Here is a 19,190-nt window from a genome sequence, read left to right on the forward strand (position 1 = left end):
CCAAGCTTAAGACTTCTGCGCGCTTGCCTTGGCGGGCAAAAGCCGCGGTCCGAACAGGTTGATTGCCAGACCGGCCAGCACCAGGGCCGCCGCGGTCAGCTTCCAGCCCGGCAGCGGCTCGCCCAGCAGGGCCGCGGCCGAGCCCATGCCGAACACCGGCACCAGCAGGGCCATCGGCACGATGCGCCCGGCCGGATGGCGGGCCAGCAGCCAGCTCCAGACGCCATAGCCGAACAGGGTGTTGCCCACCGATTGCCACAGCACCGCCGCCCAGGTGCCGAGGTCGGATGCGGCCACGCCGGCAGCCATGGCCTGCGGTCCGTCGATCAGCAGCGCCAGCACCAGCAGCGGCGGCACCGCGAAGGCGCTGCTCCAGACCACATAGGCCAGCATGTCGATGCGGCCGGCCTTCTGCGTCAGCAGATTGGCGCAGGCCCAGGAGAAGGCGGCGGCCAGCACCATGGCCAGGCCCAGCCAGGTCGTCGTGCCGTCGGTGTGCGAGGCGATGACGGCCACGCCGCCGGCCGCCAGCGCCAGGCCCAGCCAGGTGGTCGCCAGCACGCGCTCGCCGCGCAGGCGCACGGCCAGCAGCAGCGTGAAGAAGACTTGCGTCTGCACCACCAGCGACGCCAAGCCCGGCGAGATCTGGCTTCGCATGGCCAGGTAGAGCAGGCCGAACTGGCCCACGCCGATGAGGAGGCCGTAGCCCGCCAGATTGCCCCAGCCCACCTGCGGGCGGCGCAGGAAGAAGCAGGCCGGCACCAGGGCGAAGGCGAAGCGCAGCATGGCCAGCGTCAGTGGCGGCAGCGTGTGCAGGGCGTACTTGATGACGACGAAGTTGCTGCCCCAGATGGCCACGACGGCCAGGGCCAGCAGCAGGTGGCGAAAGGGCAGGGCGGTGGTCGTCGACATGGACGCAGCCTAGTCCATGGCAGCGGCATAACGCTTCAGCAGCGCGGGAAGCACCTCCACCGCCGCGGGCCGCCAGGCCCCCATCAGGCAGACCTGCACCCAGTTGCGGTCGCGCAGATAGGCGCTCTGGAAGGCGATGCGGCAGCCGAGGCGGTTCAGGCGCTGCCCCAGGCGTTGCGCGTCCGTACCGGGTGGCAAGGCCAGCGTGATGACGCCGGGCTGGGCCTGGGCCGCCGGCACCAGGGCCGGCAGGCCCATGCCCTGGAAGGCCTCGCGCAGCTCGGCATCGGCCGCCCGGGTGGCCTGCCAATGGGAGGGCCAGTCGATGGCCAGGGCGGCCTCCAGCGCGGCCACGGCGTTGGAGCTCTGGGTGGAGGCCACGCCGCCCGCCCGGGCAATGGCGCCCAGGTCCAGCGCGGCCGGCAGCGTGTCGCCTGGTGCCAGCTCGCCGTCGTGCAGCAGCAGCGCCAGGCCGGGATAGCTGCCCAGGGCCTTGCCGCTGACGCTGCTGGCCAGCCAGACGCCGCGCAGGTCCAGGGCCTGCAGGCCCAGGGCGCTGACCGCGTCCAGGCAGAGGGCCGCGCCGACCTCGGCGCAGGCGTCGCGCAGCAGCTCGGGCGCATTGCGCATGCCGGTCGAGGTCTCGCAGACGGTGGCCCAAACCCAGGCCGGGCGCTGTTCGGCCAGCAGGGCGCGCAGGCGCTGCGGGTCAATCGCCTCGCCCCAGGCCAGCGACAGCGTCCGGTGCGGCAGCTGCCAGCGCCGCGCATGGTCGGCCAGGCGTTCACCGAACTCCCCGTTCGTGATGACCAGGCCGCTGTCGCCGCGCCGGGCGATCTGGCCCGCCACCGCGTCGTTGGCCAGCGTGCCGCCGCCGGGCAGCAGCAGGGTGCCGGCACAGCCGGTCAGGGCCTGCAGACGTTCGCCAATGCGCTGGACACGCCGCATGTGCTCGACCGAGCGGTGCGACACCGGGGCGGCGCTCCAGGCCTCGCGCACGGCGTTCGACAGCGGCACTGGACCGGGCAGGAAGGATGCAGCCTCCTCGCCGGCGCTCAGCTCCAGGTGGGCCACGCGCTCCGCATAGTCCGGCAGGCGCAGCCACATCGGCTGGTAGATGGCATCGCCGCTGCCCACGCGCGGGCCGAAGGGCTGGAAGCCGAGGTGGGCATAGAGCTTGAGCTGGCGCGTCGTGCCCGAAATCACCGCCAGGTCGCAGCCCTGGTCGCGGAACTCGCGGCCCAGCACGCCCACCAGGCGGGCGAACACGGTGGCGTTGCGCCGGTCAGGCGCCACGGCCAGCAACCTCACCTCGAGGGCGCGCTGGTGGGCGGGCAGGTGGTTGTCCAGGTCGGCCAGCTTGCCGTCCAGCGAGAAGGGCCGCCGCGCGCGGCCGGCGATCATGCCGACGAGCTCGTCGCCCTCCAGCGCGATGGCATAGGTGTTCTCTTCATGGAAGCGGTCGATCAGCCGGCGCTGCGGGTTGGGTGGATGCTGGGGAATCTCTTCGACGAAGGTGCGGTAGTTGAGTTCGTGGATGGCTTCGAACTCGGCCGTGGTGGTGGCGATCTTGTAGACCAGGGGCATCGGGCGATTCTGGCGTGAACCTCGGGCAGGCCACCTCGGCCAGTGCGGGGCGGGCTCCTACAATTTTTTGCATGGAGTTCCTCGTCCCCGCTGGCGCGATCGCCGGCCTCGAAGCAGCCGCGGAGTCGGGTGACGCCGCGGCGCTGGTCGAGCTGGCGTGGCAGCTGCGCCAGCGCGACAGCCGCCGCGCATCGGCGCTGTGCGACGGCGTCGAGGCCGCGCTCGGCGCACCGCTGCGGGCGCGGCTGGCCCTGGCACGCTGCGAGATTGCGGCACTGCAGGGCCGGTTCGACGAGGCCGAAGGCCTGCTGGCCCAGGCGCGCGGCGATGCGACGCTGGAGGGCGACGCGCTGCTGGTTGAAGCCTGCGTCGCCAAGGCGCGGGGCCAGCGCGAGCGCGAGCTGGGCGCCCATGCGCGTGCCGCTGCCTGCCATGCACGCGGGCCGGACCGCCGCCGCCAGGCCTTGGCCGAGGCCTGGCTGGCCTACGAGCAGAGCTTCGCGACGCCCGCCGACACGGTGGGCGGTGCGCCCGACGAAGCCGCCTCGGCATTCACCGATGCGACGCTGGCCCTGACGCTGTCGCGCCGCGACCCGGTGCGCGCGGCCGAGCTGTTCCTGCGCGCCGCCGACGTGGCGCGCCACTGGGGCCTGTTGCGCCATGCCCTGGTCTGCACCATCAATGCAGGCACCGCCCTGCAGGGCCTGGGCGAGTTCGACCGCGCCGCCGCCTGCTACGACCAGGCCACGCTGGAGTCGCGCGCGGCCGGTTGGCCGGCGCTGGTGGGCGCCTGCGAGACGCGGCTGGGGGCCTTGCTGAAGGAGATCGGGCGCCTGGACGAGGCCCTGCTGCTGCTGGGCGATGCGCTGGCTTCGCTGTCGGCCGTGCCACCCGGCATCAACAAGGCCAATGCCTGTGCCGAGCTGGCCCAGACCCTGCTCGGCCTGGGCCGCGGCGTCGAGGCCGTCGGGCCGATGGGCGAGGCGATCGGGATGTACCGCGCGGCGCGGTCGACCGACAACCTCGCCGTCAACCTGCTGGGCCTGGCGCGGGCGCTGTCGGCGGCCGGCCGGGTCGATGCGGCGCGTGAGGCCCTGGCCGAGGCCGAACAGCTCATCGAGCGCCATGGCTTCAGCGCCCTGGTCGTCGGCGTGCAGGAGGCGCTGACCGAGATGCACCGCCGCCACCCCGGGCTGCCGCCGCCGCCCGGCATGAGCCTGCCCAATGCCGCCCTGCACCATGGCGAGGCGACGCTGGCGGAGGGCCTGAAGATAGCCGGCTGGCGTGCGCCGGCCCTCCTCTTCGTCGCGCTGGCCGAGGACTGGGCCGCGGCCGGCGACATGGCGCGGGCCTATGCCCACGCCCGCCAGGCGCTGGCCGCCAAGGACCGCGAGGCCGGCCGCATGCGGCTCAGCCAGCCCTTGGCGGCTTTGCGCCGCGGGTCCCTGCCGCCAGCCGCGAGCGCGGCCGAGCGCCTGCTCAGCCCCAAGGAGCGCGAGGTGCTGCTGCTGCTGGCGCGGGGCTATGCCAACAAGGAGATCGCGACGGCGCTGGCGGTCAGCGATGAGACGGTCAAGTCGCATCTGAAGAAGATCTACGCCAAGCTCGAAGCCGGCTCGCGCAAGCATGCGGTGACACGGGCCCGGGCCCTGGGCGTCATCGCCATCGCGGGATAAGGGATTTCCAGCGGCGGGTTTGTGCTCCCCGCGCTCGGGCGTCCCCCGCCGCGGGGGATGGGCGGCCCGCTGGAGGCGCCGCACAGTGGCTTCACCCCGGACAGGACGACCACCGAGCGGGGCCGGCGACATGAACGCGGGCCCGGCGGGCGGAGCGCTGTCCGCCCGCAAACCCGAACCGCTTCCCGCCATGAAACGAGAACCCTTCTCCGCGCTGCGGCGCCTGGCCCTGCTGGGCGGCCTGGCCGCGCTGCTGGCGCCGGCCCACGCCACCCAGCTGGTGCACCAGAACCTCAAGCAGATGATCCATGCCGCCGACCTCATCGTCAGCGGCGATGTCGCCAAGGTCAGCGACGGCATCGACCGCGGCGTGCCTTTCACCGAGGTGACGCTGAAGGTCAAGGGCAGCGTCAAGCGCGAGCTGGCGGCCAACAGCAGCTATCGCTTCCGCCAGTACGGCCTGCTGAAGAACCGCCGCATGGGCGATGGCAAATACCTGCTGGCCACGCGCATCGAAGGCCTGCCGTCCTGGACCGTGGGCGAGAAGGTCACCGTCTTCATGAACAAGCCGTCGGCGCGCACGGGGCTGACCAGCCCGGTCGGCCTGGCCCAGGGCAAGCTGACCGGCAGCGGCGCCAAGCTGGCCAATGCCTTCGACAACCGCGGCCTGTTCCAGGGCATGAGCGTGGACCCGGATGTGCTGAGCCCGCTGGAGGCCGAGATGCTGACCCGCAACAGCGGCGCCGTCGATGGCGGCGTGCTGAACCAGCTGGTCAAGCGCGCGGTGCGCGAGCAGTGGATTCAGAAGGGAGTGATGCGTTGATGAACACCTTGCTCAAGTTCCCGCTCGCCGCGCTGTTCGCGGCCGCGTCCCTGGCCCAGGCCGCCGGCCCCCTGCTGCTGACCGAGCACCCGCGCAACCCGCAGCCGCTGCGCTGGGACACGGCCAAGCCCGTCCAGGTCTACACCGACATCGGCCCGCTGACCTTGCGCGACAACGGCAAGGAGTTCCTCGGCAACGCCCAGGCCGACAAGATCACTGCTTTCGCGCTGAAGCAGTGGAGCGATGTGTCGACGTCGACGTGGAAGGCCGTGACCGACCCGGCCAAGTTCAAGAAGTTCAGCCAGGTGCCCAGCATCGGCGTGGACGTGAAGGACGGCGAGACCGCCAAGCGCGTCTATGGCCAGCCCAACGTGGGCGGCATGTACGTCATCTACGACCAGCACGGCCTCGTCATCGAGGAGTTCTTCGGCGTGCCCAAGGACCAGGTGCTGGGCATCGCCTTCGCCGAGATTGCCGAGGACCGCGATGGCGATGGCTACCCCGAGACCATCGTCAAGGCCACGGCCGTCATGAACGGCTATGTCGTGCCGCATGAGCCGGTGCCCGCCGACCAACCCTGGATGCCGCCGCCCGACGTGGACGGCAAGCGCATTGCCGGCGTGTTCACGCACGAGTTCGGCCATGCCATCAACCTGTCGCACTCGCAGGTCAACGGCGCCATGGCCTATTTCAGCGAGCCGGGCTATTACGAGGCCTATCCGGGCGTGCCGGGCTGCGTGCCGGCGCTGCACTCCTGGGCCAGCGCCGATCCATCGGCCAGGCGCATCGACCCCAAGTACATCGAGACGATGTTCCCCTTCATCGACCCGGCCTACCCGGATGCCCAGGGCCGCAACGCCGGCTACGAGCAGAGCACGGTGGACCGCAGCGATGACATGGCGGCGATCTCGGACCTCTATCCGAGCGCGACCTATGCGAAGACGCGCGGCTCCGTCGCCGGCACGCTGTTCCTGAAGGACGGCCGCACCCCCTATGGCGGCATCAACATCGTCGCCCGCAACATTGCCGACCCGCTCGGCGACGCGATCTCCGCGATGAGCGGCGACAAGACCCAGGGCCTGGTTGGCCCCGACGGGCGCTTTCGCATCAACAACCTGAAGCCGGGGCAGAAATACCTGCTGTATCTCGAGGAGATCGTCGCCGGCGGCTACCCGACGACGCCGACGGCCCTGGTCTCGGAGGCCGAGTACTGGAACAGCAACGAGCAGTCCAACGCGGCCAGGGACCGCGCTTGCACGGCCAGCACGATCACGGCCGAGGCCGGCGTCACCAAGACGGCCAACTTCTACTTCAATGGCTACAAGGACGGCGTGCAGTACACGCCGGTCGTCTATGGCTTCCTGGGCAGCATGTCCAAGGACGGCGAGCGCGCGGCGGGCTGGATCGACAACAAGCCCTTTGTCTGGGACGCCAGGACCGGTGTCGAGTGGGCACCCGACGGCGTCGTCGGCGTCAACACCAGCATCACCCGCGACGGCCGCAAGCTCATCGTGCAGGCCGACCTGGACGGCCGCGCCGTCGGCACGGACTGGGAGGGCCTGCCGCTGAAGACCAACTCGGCCACGATCTGGGACACGCGCACCGGCGGCCTGACCGACCTGGGCAGCCTCAACCGCGACCGCTGCGGTGGCAGCAGCCAGATCGGCTACTCCAGCAGCTATGGCTGGGCGCTGGATTCGACCGGACGCACGGCCGTGGGCACCGCCTATGTCGACCGCAACGGTGATGGCAACTGCGAAGGCGGCTGGAGCGGCGACAGCGCCGGTGGTGGGGAAGTCATCCCCTTCATCTGGACATCAGGCCGCGGCATGCGGGCGCTGAGCCTGGAGGGCGTGGACCTGGCCAGCGAGCCCTGGCACCGGGCGCATGCGGTGTCGGCCGACGGCCGCGTCGTGCTGGGCAACAGCAACTTCATGAAGGCCTATGCCTGGATCGACGAGGGCAAGCCCATCGACCTCTACAAGGCCGCCGGCGCCATCGACGCCTATGCGATGACGCCCGACGCCAGCCGCGTCGCGCTGCAGACCGAGAAGGACGGCGTGGTGCTGTGGAATGCCAACAAGGGGACCAAGGCCGGCGCCTTCACCAAGCTCAAGCCCATGCAGTGGTGCGTGGACCTGCCGCTGCTGGGCCTGGACGTGAGTTGCGAAAGCGAGGGCGCGGCGTCCATCCAGCAGCAGTTCGGCCCCATCCCCATCCAGATCAGCGACATCAGCGACGACGGCAAGGTCATGATCGGCTCGGCCGGCATCTGGTTCGGCGGCCTGCACGGCGTGCTGTGGCTGGAGGACCTCGGCTGGATCCAGCTCAGCGACTTCTTCCGCAGCCAGGGCGTGGCCGAGGCCTACCGCTATGGCCTGGACGGCCCGGGCTCGATGAACGCGGCCGGCAACGAGATCGTCGGCGGCATCCCCGGCTACCCGATGAGCTGGTATGTCGACCTGAAGAAGGCCTTCGTCTGCAAGCATGGCAACTCGACGGAGGTCAGCTTCCCGGGCGATTTCATCGATGAAGTGAAGCGTGGCGCGCGCATGGGGCGCTGCGAGCACCTGCGCGCAGCCACTCGCTGAAGAGGCGATGAAGCCCTGTATTTGCGGGCCGAGCGACGGGCCGCTCCCTGGCCGGCCCGCGTTGGCGATGTGCTTGCGGCTCGACGCCGCAAGCATCGCCGTCCCCTCGGGGGGCCGACCGGACTCGCTCGCGTTCAGCGATGCGAGGCCGGGCAAGGGGCTTCATTCAATGCAAGTGCGGTTGCGCCCCTGGGCCTTGGCCTTGTAGAGCAGCTGGTCGGCGCGCTCCAGCGTCTGCGCCAGCGTATCGCCGCGGCGGTGGCCGGTCAGGCCGATGGAGACGGTGATGGCCACCTGCACGCCGCCGTCGATGGCAATGCGCAGGGCGGCGGTCTGCTGGCGCAGCCTCTCCATGCCGGCCACGGCCGGCGGCATCGCGGTCTCGGGCAGCAGCACGAGGAATTCCTCGCCGCCCCAGCGGGCCAGCACGTCGGTGCCGCGCATGGACGTCTGGCCGCCCTGGGCGAAGGCGCGCAAGACGGCGTCGCCGGCGGCGTGGCCATGCTCGTCGTTGACGCGCTTGAAGTGGTCGAGGTCGACGATGGCGACGCAGAACTCGTGCTGGTGGCGCAGCGAGCGAAGCAGTTCCTGGTCCATCAGGGCCTGCATCTGGCGGCGGTTGGGCAGGCCGGTCAGCTCGTCGCGCGTGGCGATGGCCTGCAGCTGGGCCAGCGTGCGCTCCAGTTCCTGGCGCTGCTCGGACAGGCGGCGGCGGATGTGGCCCAACCGGGTCGTCAGCACCGCGCCGGCGGGCAGGACGCAGGCCAGCATCATGAAATGGCCCAGCTCCACGGCCGGCGGGTAGTGCACCGGGTCCACCCAGGCCATGACGCCCATGACCAGACCGAAGACGACCAGCGCGTAGACGCCCATCGCATGGGCATTGCGCGTGCGCAGCTGGAACATGCCGAACATCAGCGTCAGCATCAGCGCGGGGAAGCAGGCGCCGCGCAAGGCGCCCGCCTGGGCATAGGCCAGGGCGGCAGCCGCAATGGCGAAGGCGATCTGTTCGCGGGTCAGCGAGGGGTCGGCAAAGCGCAGCGACCAGCCGCTGCGGATGGCGGCATAGACCAGCACCAGGCCGCCCAGCGACATCACCGTCCAGGGCCACAGCCAGGGTCCGGGGGGCACGCCGCCCACGCGCACCGCGTAGTGCAGCATGGCGACGCTGATGCCCATCAGGGCGACGGCGAGCAGGTTCTGGCGCAGCCGCAGGCGCTGGGCCGGGTCGCTGCCCAGCCACAGGTCGACGAGCTTTGCCAGGGCCATGCCGCAAGCCTAACGCGGCCAAAGGTGGCGGGGTCAGGTTTTTCGCGGTTGCGGGTTCGCACGCTGTAACGGTTTGGCTCAGCCGCCCAGATGACCCAAGGGCAGCACCCCGCTGGCCTTGACCTCGCCCAGCGAGAAGCTGGTGTGGATGTCCTTCACGTTGGGCAGGTTCAGCAGCGTGTCGATGGAGAAGCGCGAGAAGGCGTCCAGGTCGGTGGCCATGACCTGCAGCTCGAAAGTGCCGGCGCCCGAGATGTAGTGGCAGGCGATGACCTCGGGCAGCTGGCGGATGGCGTCTTCCAGCGGCTTGGTGGCGGCACCCGCGCTGCGCTCGGCGTCCACGCGCACGAAGGCCAGCACGCCCAGGCCCAGCTTGCGTCTGTCGATCTCGGCGCGGTAGCCGGTGATATAGCCCTGGTCTTCCAGCCACTTGACGCGCCGCCAGGTCGGCGCGGCCGACAGGCCGATGCGCTGGGCCAGCTCGGCGTTGGACAGGCGGGCGTCCGCCTGCAACTCGGCCAGGATGGCGATGTGGTGGCGGTCGAGGGCCTCGGGGGTTGAGTCTTCGGTGCTCATGGTTTGCCCTGATTGGCGAAGTGGCGATGCAATTCGCACGAATTTTGCATCTTGAAGAAAGGAAATTGCCAGTCGACTCGATTTGGAGCGCAAATGAGAAAGCACTCCTCCCGACCATTTCCCTACACTGCCCGGTCCGGCCATACTGGCCCATGGCCCGCGCGGCCGCCTCACAAGGGCAGGTCGAACGGGTCGCCATCCCAGGAGCTCCCACCGATGAACGCCCCGCTGCCCGAACACATCCTGAAGGCGCTGCAGACCGTCTCCCTGGACGACAAGTACGCCCTCGATTCCGGCCGTGCCTTCATGAGCGGCGTGCAGGCCCTGGTGCGCCTGCCCATGCTGCAGCGCACCCGCGATGCGATGGCCGGGCTGAACACCGCCGGCTTCATCAGTGGCTACCGCGGCTCGCCGCTGGGCACCTATGACCAGGCGCTGTGGGCGGCCAAGAAGCATCTGGCCAAGCAGAACATCGTCTTCCAGCCGGGCGTGAACGAGGAGCTCGGCGCGACGGCCGTCTGGGGCACCCAGCAGCTCGACCTCTTCCCCGAGAAGGCCAAGTTCGACGGCGTCTTCGGCCTCTGGTACGGCAAGGGCCCGGGCGTGGACCGCTGCATCGACGTGTTCAAGCACGCCAACATGGCGGGCACGTCCAAGCACGGCGGCGTCATCGCCATCGCCGGCGACGACCACATCGCCAAGAGCTCGACGGCGGCCCACCAGAGCGACCACGTCTTCAAGGCCGTCGGCTTCCCGACCTTCTTCCCGAGCAGCGTCCAGGACATCCTGGACATGGGCCTGCATGCCTTCGCCATGAGCCGCTTCTCGGGCGTGTGGGCGGGCATGAAGACCATCCAGGAGATCGTCGAGTCGTCGGCTTCGGTCAGCGTCGACCCCGACCGCGTCAACATCATCCTGCCGGAGGATTTCCAGATGCCGGCCGGTGGCCTGCACATCCGCTGGCCGGACCCGCCGCTCGAGCAAGAGTCGCGGATGATGAATTACAAGTGGTATGCCGCCCTGGCCTACATCCGCGCCAACAAGCTGAACTACAACGTCATCGAGGGCAAGAACGACCGCTTCGGCCTCATCACCAGCGGCAAGGCCTTCAACGACACCCGCCAGGCCCTGCACGACCTGGGCCTGGACGACGACACCTGCCGTCGCATCGGCATCCGCCTGCACAAGGTCAACGTGGTGTGGCCGCTGGAAGCGCAGATCACGCGCGACTTCGCCAAGGGCCTGCAGGAGATCCTGGTCGTCGAAGAGAAGCGCCAGATCATCGAATACCAGGTCAAGGAAGAGCTCTACAACTGGCGCTCGGACGTGCGCCCCAATGTGCTCGGCAAGTTCGACGCCGGTGACGGCGGCGAAGGCGGCGAGTGGAGCGTGCCCAACCCCAGCAACCACTGGCTGCTGCGCCCGCAGGCCGACCTGACGCCGGCCATCATTGCCCGCGCCATCGCCAAGCGCCTGAAGAAGCTGGGCGTGGACAGCGACATCGTGGCCCGCCTGGATGCCCGCCTGGCCATCATCGACGCCAAGGAAAACGCGCTGCTGGCCGAGACCCAGACCGCCGGCGGCGCCGACCGCACGCCCTGGTTCTGCTCGGGCTGCCCGCACAACACCTCGACGCGCGTGCCGGAAGGCTCGCGTGCCGTCGGCGGCATCGGCTGCCACTACATGGTCACGTGGATGCCCGGCCGCAACACGGCCACCTTCACGCAGATGGGCGGCGAGGGCGTGCCCTGGACGGGCCAGGCGCCGTTCACCGACGAGAAGCACATCTTCTCCAACCTCGGTGACGGCACCTACTTCCACAGCGGCAGCCTGGCCATCCGCCAGAGCATCGCCTCGGGCGTCAACATCACCTACAAGATCCTCTACAACGACGCCGTCGCGATGACCGGTGGCCAGACCGTGGGCGAGCGACCCGAGGGCCACACGGTGCTGCAGATCATGAACAGCGTGATCTCGGAAGGCGTGAAGAAGCTGGTCATCGTCACCGACGAGCCGGCCAAGTACGAGGGCGTGGCCCTGGCGCCCGGCGTCACCGTGCATCACCGCGACGAACTGGACGACATCCAGCGCCAGTTCCGCGAGATCGAAGGCACGACGGCCATCATCTACGACCAGACCTGCGCCACCGAGAAGCGCCGCCGCCGCAAGCGCGGCAAGATGGTCGACCCGGCCAAGCGCGTCGTCATCAACGAGCTGGTCTGCGAAGGCTGCGGCGACTGCTCCGTGCAGTCGAACTGCCTGTCCATCGAGCCGCTGGAGACCGATTTCGGCCGCAAGCGCCAGATCAACCAGAACACCTGCAACAAGGACTACTCCTGCGTGAAGGGCTTCTGCCCCAGCTTCGTCACCGTCGAAGGTGGCGAGCTGAAGAAGCCCAAGAAGGAAAGCCGCAAGAGCCCCTTCGACGCGGCGCTGCCGCAGTTGCCGCTGCCCGTCATCCCGAACGCCGAAGAGGCCTGGGGCATCGTCGTCGGCGGCGTCGGCGGCACGGGCGTCATCACCATCGGCCAATTGCTGGGCATGGCGGCCCACCTGGAAGGCAAGGGCGTCATCACCCAGGACGCCGCCGGCCTGGCCCAGAAGGGCGGCGCGACCTGGAGCCACATCCAGATCGCCAACACGCCCGAGGCCATTTTCTGTACCAAGGTGGGTACGGCCGAGGCCGACCTCGTCATCGCCTGCGATGCCATCGTCGCCGCCAACAAGGCCACGCTGGCCGTCATGCGCGAGGGCCGCACCTATGTGGCGCTGAACACGCATGGCTCGCCGACGGCGACGCTGGTCAACGACGCCAATTGGAGCTTCCCGGGCGCCGCCTGCGAGCAGGCCGTGGGCAACGCGGTGGGCCGCGACCACCTGGGCTCCTTCGACGCCGAGGAAGTGGCGGTGAAGCTGGTGGGCGATTCGCTCTACACCAACCCGCTGATGCTGGGCTATGCCTGGCAGCAGGGCCGCATCCCGCTGAGCTATGACGCGCTGATGCGCGCCATCGAGCTCAACGGCGTGCAGATCGACAACAACAAGATCGCCTTCGAATGGGGCCGTCGCTGCGCCCATGACCTGAAGAGCGTGCAGTCGCTGTACGCGGCTCAGGCCGTCATCCAGCTTGTCAAGCGCCAGAGCGTCGACGAGATGGTCGCCAAGCGCGTCGACTTCCTGACGGGCTACCAGAACGCCGCCTATGCGGCCGAGTACAAGGCCTTCGTCGACAAGGTGCGCGCTGCCGAAGCCAAGCTGGGCAGCAAGACCACGCTGACCGAAGCCGTGGCCCGCTATCTGTTCAAGCTGATGGCCTACAAGGACGAGTACGAAGTCGCCCGCCTGCACACCGACGCCGCCTTTATCAACAAGGTCGCCGGCATGTTCGAAGGCGACTACAAGCTGGTCCACCACCTCGCGCCGCCGCTGTTGGCCAAGAAGAACGCCAAGGGCGAACTGGTCAAGAAGCCCTTCGGCGGCTGGGTGCGTCCGGCCTTTGCGGCCTTGGCCCGGATGAAGGGCCTGCGCGGCACGGCCTTCGACATCTTCGGCCACACGGCCGAGCGCAAGATGGAACGCCGCTGGATCGGCGACTACCGCGCCGGTGTCGACAAGGCCCTGGCCGGCCTGACGGCCGACTCACTCGCCACCGCCGTCGAACTGGCCCGCGTGCCGGAAGACATCCGTGGCTACGGCCATGTGAAGGAGCGCCACGAGAAGGCCGCCAAGGCCAAGTGGGACGCGCTGCTGGCCAAGGTCTGATCTCGCGCCGGCCCGCACGACGACTTGCGGGCCGAGCGACGGGCCGCTCCCTAGCCGGCCCGCGTTAGGCGATGTGCTTGCGGCTCAATGCCGCAAGCATCGCCGTCCCCTCGGGGGACCGGCCAAGGTACTCCTTGGACGAGGGGCTTCATCTCAGGGCCTGAGGGTCGAGTGCTGCAGCACGATGAGCCAGCGGCCCTCGACGCGCCGGTAGGCAAAGCTGTAGCGGGCCGGTTTCTCCCTCGTCACGCCGCCCACCTGCTCGCTGAGCTCGTATTCGCCTGAACGCACCGCCGTGTCGCCGAAGAACTGCAGGTTGCCGATCATCCAGCGCATGCGCGCCGTCGGCCGCTGCGCCATCTGGTCGAAGAACTCCGGCAGCGCCACGCCGTCCAGCGGCACGGCCGTGTACTCGTCGTCGGTGATCAGGGCGCCGGGGGCGTAGAGCTGCTGCAGGCGGCGCGGGTCGCGGGCGTTGTAGGCGTCCTTCCAGTGCTCCAACGCCAGCATCAGGTCATTGACGCAGTGGCTTGCCGGGTCGTCGCAGCCACGCGGGGCCGACACCGTCACCTTCGGCGTCGACGTGCAGCCGCTGCCCAGCCCCATCAGCAGCAGCAGGCAGGCGGCGGCGAGCGGCCGGCGCAGCTTGTTGATCCTTGCCATCTCGAGTCTCCCTGGTCGTGGGGAGGATTGTGGGACGGCGCGTTGCAGGCTCGAGCCGCGAAGCCGTGAATCCTCCCCTGCGGGGCAATCCCTGAAGAAATCCCACTTGGGGCCTGCCTAGACTGCGGCCTGATTCACAGGGGGAAATCCATGAAGAAGAACATCGCACGCGGCCTGCTGGCCGCGTCGGCCTTGCTGCTGGGCCTGAGCATCCAGGCGGCCGACGCACCCGAGAACCCGGCCTGGACCGCGGCCAAGGCGGCCGCCAAGGCCGGTCCCGCCGACATCGCGATCGCCGGACAGGCCACGCTGCACCTGCCGGCCGACCGGGTCTTCATTCCCCAGCCTCAGGCGGGCAAGCTGCTGACGGCGATGGGCAATCCGGGCGAGCACACCGAACTGGCCGGGCTGATCTTCCCCAAGGGCGAGGAGCAATGGTTCGCGACGCTGCGCTATATCGCGTCCGGCTATGTGAAGGACGGTGACGCCAAGGAATGGAAGGCCGACGACCTGCTGGCCAGCTACAAGGAAGGCACCGAGGCGGGCAATGAGGAGCGCAAGAAGATGGGCGTGCCGGCGCTGGAGATCACCGGCTGGGCGGAGGTGCCCGCTTATGAGGCCACGACCCACCGCCTCGTCTGGGCTATGAGTTCCAGGGAAAAGGGCGCGCCGGCCGATGCGGGGCAGGGCGTCAACTACAACACCTATGCGTTGGGCCGCGAGGGTTATCTGAGCCTGAACTTCGTGACCGACCTGAAGGAGCTGCCGGCCCAGAAGCCCGATGCCAAGGCCCTGCTCGGGGCGCTGGAGTTCGACAGCGGCAAGCGTTACGAGGATTTCAACGAGGCCACGGACCATGTCGCCGAGTACGGCCTCGCGGCCCTCGTGCTGGGCGTGGGTGCCAAGAAGCTCGGCCTGTTTGCCGTCATCCTGGCTTTCGCCGCCAAATTTGCGAAGGTCATCTTCATCGCCGTCATCGGTATCGGCGCGGCCCTGACCAAGTTCCTCAAGCGCGACAAGACCCAGGCCTGAACGCTTGCCCTGAAACGGGGCGGTGCTTCGCGGCGCACGCAGGATGGCCGGCCTAGACTGCACCGCCATGTTGAGCCGCCGCCCCTTCATCGCCCTGCCGCTGGCCCTCGCTGCGGGTGCCGCGGCCGCGGGCGAAGCGCTGCGCACGGTGGCGCAGTCGGGCATGAACCTGAAGTTCAACTTCAGTGGCGAAGGTCCGCCGGGTTTCTGCATCGACTACATCCAGGCCCTGCAGCGCATCGACCCCGGCCTGCAGTTCAGCGGCCTCGACGACGCGCTGCCGCTGACGCGCATCGAGGGCGACCTCGCCGCCGAGCGCATCGATCTCTTCTTCGCACTGCTGAAGACACGCGAGCGCGCCGCGCGGTTCCGCTTTGTCGAGGTGCCGGCCCTGTACAACGTGCGCCACCAGGTCGCCGTCCGCGCCGATGACCCGATCAGCGTGCGCACCTTCGACGACATCCGCGCGCTCGGGCCCCGGGGCGTCATCCTGGCCACCCGCTCGACGGGCTACCCAAACTTCCTGGCCGACCAGCCGGGGCTCATCGTCGATACCGGCGCCTCCGACAACCTGCGCAATCTGCGCAAGCTGATCAATGGGCGCGGCCGCTTCTTCTACCAATCCGACGCGACCTTGCGCCATCTCATCGAGGCTGAGGGCCTGCAGGGCAGTGTGCGCATCCTGCCGACCGTCTTTCACGCGGACTCGCAGTTGCTGGCCCACTCACCCGGCCTGGCTCCGGAGCGGTTGGCGCGCGTCGTCGCGGCCATGCGCGCGCTGGAGATCAACGGCATGGCGGCGCGACTGCGCACGAGCTACGGGCTGCTGTGAAGGCGCAGCAGCTCTGGCCCGGCCTGCTGCTCGCGGTGCTGGGCGCCATCGGTTTTTCCGGCAAGGCCATCATCGTCAAGCTGGCCTACCGCCATGGCGTCGACGCGGTGACGCTGCTGATGTGGCGCATGCTCCTGGCCCTGCCGTTCTTTCTCGCCATGGCCTGGTGGGCCGGCCGCGGCAAGCCTGCGTTGACGCGCCAGGACTGGCGCGACATCGCGGTGCTGGGCTTCACCGGCTACTACCTCGCGAGCTATCTCGACTTCGCCGGCCTGGCCTATATCAGCGCCAGCCTCGAGCGCCTCATCCTCTATCTGAACCCGACGCTGGTGCTGCTGATCTCCGTCGTCTTCTTCCACCACAAGCTGCAGGCGCGCCAGGTGGTCGCGCTGGCCATCAGCTATGCGGGCGTCGTCGCGGTGTTCGCGCATGAGCTGAGCTTCGAGGGCGCCAACACGGCCATAGGCGCGGCCCTGGTGTTCGCCAGCGCCGTCAGCTATGCCGTCTACCTGGCCCTGTCCGGCAAGGTCGTGCAGCGTCTGGGCTCGATGCGCCTGGCCGGCCTGGCCAGCAGCGTGGCCTGTGCACTGTGCATCGCCCAGTTTGCCGTGCTCAAGCCCATGTCTGCCTTCATCGTGCCCGAGCCGGTGATGTGGCTGTCGCTGCTGAACGCCACCGCCTGCACGGTGGCGCCGGTGCTGATGGTGATGCTCGCCATCGCCCGCATCGGCGCGCCGCTGTCGTCGCAGGTCGGCATGGTGGGGCCCATGAGCACCATCGTGATGGGCGTCTTCATCCTCGGTGAGGCGATGAATGCCTGGATCGTGTTCGGCACGGCGCTGGTGATGGTCGGCGTCTTCCTCGTCACCGCCCGTAAAGGTAACCCGGCAGCCACAGCGTCATCTGCGGCCACACGTACATGAACACCATGCACAGGATGACGATGAGCATGTAGGGCATCATCCCCGCGAAGATCTGGTTCAGCGTCACGTGCGGTGGGCTGACGCCCTTCAGATAGAAGGCCGACATGGCCACCGGCGGGCTCAGGAAGGCGGCCTGCAGGTTCACGAAGACCAGCACGCCCCACAGCATGGGGTCGATCTGGAAGTGGGCCAGCAGGGGCAGGAAGATGGGCACGAAGATGACGATGATCTCCGTCCATTCCAGCGGCCAGCCCAGCACGAAGATGATGGCCTGGGACAGCAGCATGAACTGCAGCGGCGTCAGGTTCATGCCCATCACCCACTGCTCCACCAGGGCCTGGCCGCCGAGCAGGGCGAACACCGCCGAGAACAGGGCCGAGCCGACGAAGAGCCAGCAGACCATGGCCGTCGTCTTGGCGGTCAGGAAGACGGCCTCCTGGATCTTCTTGAGGCTCAGCGTGCCGGCCTGCCAGGCCATCAGGAAGGCGCCGGCCGCGCCGACGGCCGCGGACTCGGTCGCCGTCGTGATGCCGAACAGGATGACGCCCAGCACCACCAGGGTCAGGATGCCCAGCGGCATCACCGACGACACCAGCATGTTGAGGATCTCGTACTGCTCGGCGTCGAAGCGCCAGTAGTACCAGGCCAGCAGCAGGGCCGTCAGCACGCAGACGACGGTGAAGCCGGTGTAGAAGCTCTGCGGCACGGCCTCCGCATGCGGCGCGGCGGCGGTGCCGTCCATGCGCTCCAGGCCGCCGGACTCGGGCTTGGCGCCGGGCTCCTTCAGCGCGCCGGGCGGCTCGCTCAAGCCACCGCTGGAACCCGGGGGCTCGGACAGGCCGCTGCTCGCACCGGGCGGTTCCGCCAGGCCACCGCCACTGGCGCTGGGTGGCTCGGCCAGCCCGCCGCTGTTGCTGCTCGGCGGCGCCGACAGCGAAGCCGGCGCAGGCGCGCTGACCTCGGTCCTCTGCGTGTAGATGGTGACGTACCACCAGGTGCTGCCCAGGCAGACCAGGGCCAGCCAGACCGGCACCAGGGCGCGCAGCAGACCCAACACCAGCTTGGGCCAGCTCATGGTGGCGCCGGCCGGCGCCAGCACCGCCTTGCACAGGGCCCACAGCATGCGGGGCGAATAGCGTTCGGCCAGCGCAGCCACGGGAGCCGAGATGGGAGCGCGCTGCTGCTCCGGCGGCAGCTGCGGCGCGACCTTGGGGTTGATCAGCGCCCAGCCGATCACATAGACGAGATACAGGAAGGCCAGGAAGAAGCCCGGGAACATCGCCGCCGCGTAGAGCTTGACGACGGACTGCCCGGCCACGGCCGCGTAGACGATGATCATCACGGACGGCGGAATCAGGATGCCCAGGGTGCCGCCGGCCGTGATGACGCCCGAGGCCAGGCGCACGTCATAGCCGGCCTTCAGCATGGGCCGCATCGCGATGACGCCCATCAGCACGACGACGGCGCCGACCAGGCCGCTGGCGATGCCCCAGAAGGTGCAGATGACCAGGGTGGTCACGGCCAGGGACCCCGGCAGGCGGCGGAAGGCCAGCTGCACGCTGTGGAACATGCGGTCCACCAGCGCCCCTCTCTCCATGATGTAGCCCATCAGCACGAAGAGCGGAATGGACAGCAGGGTGTCGTTGTTCATCGCGCCGAAGGCGCGCTGCACCATCAGGTCGAAGATGCGGTTGTCCAGCCAGGGCTGGCCGGGGTCGTAGAAGGCGACGAAGCCGAACAGCATGCCCAGGCCCATCAGCGTGAAGGCCGTCGGGAAGCCGAGCAGGATGACGACGACGATGAGGCTGAGCATCGTCAGGCCGAGTGCGGCATCGGTCATCAGCTTCCTCCACCCAGGCGCTGGCGCGCCGCTTCGTCGATGTGCTTGGCGCTGGCGATGGCTTCGCGCGCCGCTTCTTCGTCGACATGCTCGCTGGCGGCCAGCTGCTGCTCGACGACGTCGATCTCCTTGGCGTCCTTGAGCCTTTCCGTCCAGGCGCCGGTGCGCAGGCAGACGACGCAGCGCAGCATCTCGGACAGGCCCTGCATCAGCACCAGGGCGCCGGCGATGGGGATCATGAGCTTGAAGGGATAGACGGGCAGCGGTGTCGCGTTGAAGGTGGTTTCGCGGATGCGCAGCGAGTCGCCGAAATAGGTCCAGCCGCTCCAGGTCAGGGCCGCGACGCCGGGCAGGAAGAAGGCGATGTAGAGCACCAGGTCCAGCGCGGCCTGGGTGCGCGGCTTCATGCTGCCGTAGAGGAAGTCGCCGCGCACATGGCCGTCATGGGCCAGCGCGTAGGCGCCACCCATCATGAAGAGGGTGCCGTAGAGCATGTTGCTGGCGTCGAAGACCCAGGCCGTCGGCATGTTCAGTGCATAGCGCTTGAACACCTCGACGACGACCAGCAGCATCAGCGCGACGATCAGCCACGCGAAGGCCTTGCCGACCCAGGTGCTGATGCCCTCGGCCGTATGAAGAATCTTCTGCACAGACATTCAAGCCCCCGAAAAAGGACACCGTGTCCAGCTACCCAGCGAAGCCGG

General features: G+C 68.9%; 14 protein-coding genes. 7 read left to right on the forward strand and 7 right to left on the reverse strand.

What is annotated here, in order from left to right; all coding sequences use genetic code 11:
• Window positions 1–6 precede the first annotated feature (6 nt).
• Together AC07OY_RS15145 and AC07OY_RS15150 are read right to left on the reverse strand one after the other, a co-directional pair.
• Window positions 7–894: an EamA family transporter gene (locus AC07OY_RS15145; protein WP_495043529.1), complete on the reverse strand. Its 888-nt coding sequence runs from the start codon at window positions 892–894 to the stop codon at window positions 7–9.
• Between the two features lie 27 nt (window positions 895–921).
• Window positions 922–2,499: a GNAT family N-acetyltransferase gene (locus AC07OY_RS15150; protein WP_495043424.1), complete on the reverse strand. Its 1,578-nt coding sequence runs from the start codon at window positions 2,497–2,499 to the stop codon at window positions 922–924.
• Between the two features lie 71 nt (window positions 2,500–2,570).
• On the opposite strand from AC07OY_RS15150, the gene AC07OY_RS15155 reads away from it, so the two are divergent.
• The 3 genes from AC07OY_RS15155 (at window position 2,571) to AC07OY_RS15165 (ending at window position 7,589) form a co-directional block, all read left to right on the forward strand.
• Window positions 2,571–4,175: a helix-turn-helix transcriptional regulator gene (locus AC07OY_RS15155; RefSeq protein ID WP_495043425.1), complete on the forward strand. Its 1,605-nt coding sequence runs from the start codon at window positions 2,571–2,573 to the stop codon at window positions 4,173–4,175.
• Between the two features lie 190 nt (window positions 4,176–4,365).
• Window positions 4,366–4,998, forward strand: a complete 633-nt coding sequence (locus AC07OY_RS15160; protein ID WP_495043426.1) for a hypothetical protein — start codon at window positions 4,366–4,368, stop codon at window positions 4,996–4,998.
• Window positions 4,998–7,589, forward strand: a complete 2,592-nt coding sequence (locus AC07OY_RS15165; RefSeq protein ID WP_495043427.1) for a hypothetical protein — start codon at window positions 4,998–5,000, stop codon at window positions 7,587–7,589. Before AC07OY_RS15160 ends, AC07OY_RS15165 begins: the two co-directional genes overlap by 1 nt.
• Before the next feature lie 162 nt (window positions 7,590–7,751).
• Here AC07OY_RS15165 and AC07OY_RS15170 read toward each other — a convergent pair whose 3' ends face one another.
• Both AC07OY_RS15170 and AC07OY_RS15175 read right to left on the reverse strand, forming a co-directional pair.
• Window positions 7,752–8,858, reverse strand: coding sequence for a diguanylate cyclase (locus tag AC07OY_RS15170; RefSeq protein WP_495043428.1), 1,107 nt, complete (start codon window positions 8,856–8,858; stop codon window positions 7,752–7,754).
• A 78-nt stretch (window positions 8,859–8,936) separates the two neighbouring features.
• A complete protein-coding gene (locus AC07OY_RS15175; protein WP_495043429.1) occupies window positions 8,937–9,434 on the reverse strand; it encodes an Lrp/AsnC family transcriptional regulator in 498 nt (165 codons plus the stop codon).
• A 216-nt stretch (window positions 9,435–9,650) separates the two neighbouring features.
• Between AC07OY_RS15175 and AC07OY_RS15180 the strand changes: the two genes are divergently transcribed.
• Window positions 9,651–13,196, forward strand: coding sequence for an indolepyruvate ferredoxin oxidoreductase family protein (locus tag AC07OY_RS15180; RefSeq protein ID WP_495043430.1), 3,546 nt, complete (start codon window positions 9,651–9,653; stop codon window positions 13,194–13,196).
• Between the two features lie 153 nt (window positions 13,197–13,349).
• On the opposite strand, the gene AC07OY_RS15185 is transcribed toward AC07OY_RS15180, so the two are convergent.
• Window positions 13,350–13,859 (reverse strand): DUF4440 domain-containing protein, encoded by a 510-nt coding sequence (locus tag AC07OY_RS15185; protein ID WP_495043431.1) that lies wholly within the window; start codon window positions 13,857–13,859, stop codon window positions 13,350–13,352.
• Between the two features lie 150 nt (window positions 13,860–14,009).
• On the opposite strand from AC07OY_RS15185, the gene AC07OY_RS15190 reads away from it, so the two are divergent.
• The 3 genes from AC07OY_RS15190 to AC07OY_RS15200 all read left to right on the forward strand — a co-directional run bounded on the left by AC07OY_RS15190 (window position 14,010) and on the right by AC07OY_RS15200 (window position 16,646).
• Window positions 14,010–14,891: a DUF2167 domain-containing protein gene (locus AC07OY_RS15190; protein WP_495043432.1), complete on the forward strand. Its 882-nt coding sequence runs from the start codon at window positions 14,010–14,012 to the stop codon at window positions 14,889–14,891.
• Window positions 14,892–14,958: 67 nt separating this feature from the next.
• Window positions 14,959–15,723: a type 2 periplasmic-binding domain-containing protein gene (locus AC07OY_RS15195; RefSeq protein WP_495043433.1), complete on the forward strand. Its 765-nt coding sequence runs from the start codon at window positions 14,959–14,961 to the stop codon at window positions 15,721–15,723.
• Window positions 15,720–16,646: a DMT family transporter gene (locus tag AC07OY_RS15200; protein WP_495043434.1), complete on the forward strand. Its 927-nt coding sequence runs from the start codon at window positions 15,720–15,722 to the stop codon at window positions 16,644–16,646. Before AC07OY_RS15195 ends, AC07OY_RS15200 begins: the two co-directional genes overlap by 4 nt.
• Here AC07OY_RS15200 and AC07OY_RS15205 read toward each other — a convergent pair.
• Together AC07OY_RS15205 and AC07OY_RS15210 are read right to left on the reverse strand one after the other, a co-directional pair.
• Window positions 16,588–18,486, reverse strand: a complete 1,899-nt coding sequence (locus tag AC07OY_RS15205) for a TRAP transporter large permease (protein WP_495043435.1) — start codon at window positions 18,484–18,486, stop codon at window positions 16,588–16,590. The genes AC07OY_RS15200 and AC07OY_RS15205 overlap by 59 nt on opposite strands.
• Window positions 18,486–19,142, reverse strand: a complete 657-nt coding sequence (locus AC07OY_RS15210) for a TRAP transporter small permease subunit (protein WP_495043436.1) — start codon at window positions 19,140–19,142, stop codon at window positions 18,486–18,488. The genes AC07OY_RS15205 and AC07OY_RS15210 overlap by 1 nt, the downstream gene beginning before the upstream one ends.
• Between the last annotated feature and the right edge of the window lie 48 nt (window positions 19,143–19,190).

Source organism: Roseateles sp. GW821-FHT09H10 (assembly GCF_059415865.1).